We start from the raw sequence: 1,711 nt of genomic DNA on the forward strand, positions 1-1,711 counted from the left end.
ACGCGCGGATGTCCGTCGCGGAGTGCATCGCCGAGCCGCTCGCGGTGCACCGGCGAGGCATGTCCGGGCCGACCGGCGGAAGCGCATCGACGAGGTACTCGACGCCGTCCGGCTGCCCCGCACCCTGGCGTCGCGGGCACCCCGAGAACTCTCCGGCGGCCAGCGGCAGCGCGTGTCGCTCGCCCGGGCGCTCGTGCTCTCGCCGCGGCTGCTCGTCGCCGACGAACCGACCAGCGCCCTCGACGTGAGCGTGCAGGAGACGGTGCTCGAGGTGCTGCGCGAGCTGCAGGCCGACCTCGGCTTCGCGTGCCTGTTCGTCTCGCACGACCTCGCCGTCGTGCAGCAGTTCGCCGAGCGGGTCGTCGTGATGCGCCAGGGGATCGTCGAGGAGCAGGGCCCGACCGGCGCCACGCTCGTGCACCCGACCACCGACTACACGCGGCGACTGCTCGCGGCGGTGCCCGTCCCCGATCCGGTGGTGCAGCGGCAACGGCGGGCCGAACGGCTCGCGACCCTCGGGGCGGTGACCGCGTGAACGAGGTCGTCGCCGGCGTCGACGTCGGCGGGACGAACACCAAGGTCGTCCTCGCGACCCCGGCGCTCGAGGTCATCGACCGCGTCGACCTGCCGACACCGGCACACGCCGGCGGCGCGGCGATCGTGACGGCCGCCCTCGGTGCCGTGACGGACCTGCTCGACCGGCACCGCGCCTCCGTGACGGGGGTCGGGGTGGGCGCTGCCGGCGTGGTCGACGCGACCACCGGCACCGTGCTCGTGACCGGCAACTCGTTCACCGGCTGGGCCGGGTACGGCGTGACCGACGCGGTGACCACGGCCCTCGGTGTCCCCGCGACGCTCGACAACGACGTGAACGCGTTCCTCCTCGGCGAGGTCGCCGCCGGAGCCGTGGCCGGGGAGCCGGACGTCCTCGGCATGACGCTCGGCACCGGTGTCGGCGGCGCCCTCGTGCTCGGCGGCTCCCTGTTCGCCGGACCCCGCGGTGCAGCGGGGGAGATCGGCCACGTCCCCGGCTTCGGCGACGCGGTGTGCACGTGCGGACAGGTCGGCCACCTCGAGACGATCGCCGGTGCCCGCGGGATCGCCGACCGCTACGCCGAACGGACCGGGCGACGCGTGACCGTGCGCGAGGTCGCCGACACCGCTCGCACCGGGGACCCGGACGCCGCCGCGGTGTTCGAGACCGCCGGGTGGGGACTCGCGCGCGCCGCGCTGCTCACGGCGGGGATCCTCGACGTCACGACCATCGTCATCGGCGGCGGGATCGCCCGCTCCTGGGACCTGCTCGAGCCGGCCATCAGCCGAGCCATCGCGCTGGAACCCCCGGTCAGCGGTGCGCCGATCCGGCTGGCACTGTCGTCGCTCGGGTCCGACGCGGTGGCGCTCGGCGCCGCCGCACAGGTGCGGGACCTGGTGCTCGGGACCGCGCCCGCGCGCTGAGGCTGGGGCTGCCCCCGCACGACGAGGAGCCGGCCTGGACCACCTGATCGCGTGGCCCAGACCGGCTCCGGTCGTGGGTGCTGTCGGCGGCTGGACCGCCGACGGACGGGTCAGACCCGACGGGTCCCGACGCGCGGGAGCAGCAGCCCGAGGACGATCATCGCGACGGCGAGGATCAGGTGCAGCACGTTGTCGGCGCTTGTCAGCGGCACGAAGTTCGCCGGGTCGGCCATGCCGGCGGTGAACAGACCGT

At 75.0% G+C, this 1,711-nt stretch carries 3 protein-coding genes; 2 read left to right on the forward strand and 1 reads right to left on the reverse strand.

Annotated elements, in window-relative coordinates; translation table 11 throughout:
- Together I5E_RS22885 and I5E_RS15555 are read left to right on the forward strand one after the other, a co-directional pair.
- Positions 1 to 535: ATP-binding cassette domain-containing protein (locus I5E_RS22885; protein ID WP_261974970.1), on the forward strand; the 535-nt coding region annotated here is incomplete at its 5' end.
- On the forward strand, positions 532 to 1,458 hold the full coding sequence (locus I5E_RS15555) for an ROK family protein (protein WP_031262931.1): 927 nt from the start codon (positions 532 to 534) through the stop codon (positions 1,456 to 1,458). The genes I5E_RS22885 and I5E_RS15555, both read left to right, overlap by 4 nt.
- Positions 1,459 to 1,568: 110 nt before the next feature.
- Here the strand turns inward: I5E_RS15555 and I5E_RS24715 are convergent, their stop codons facing one another.
- A complete protein-coding gene (locus I5E_RS24715; protein ID WP_307159576.1) occupies positions 1,569 to 1,706 on the reverse strand; it encodes a DUF4383 domain-containing protein in 138 nt (45 codons plus the stop codon).
- Between the last annotated feature and the right edge of the window lie 5 nt (positions 1,707 to 1,711).

Origin of the sequence: Curtobacterium sp. B18, assembly GCF_000333375.1 — a bacterium.
Lineage (GTDB): Bacteria > Actinomycetota > Actinomycetes > Actinomycetales > Microbacteriaceae > Curtobacterium.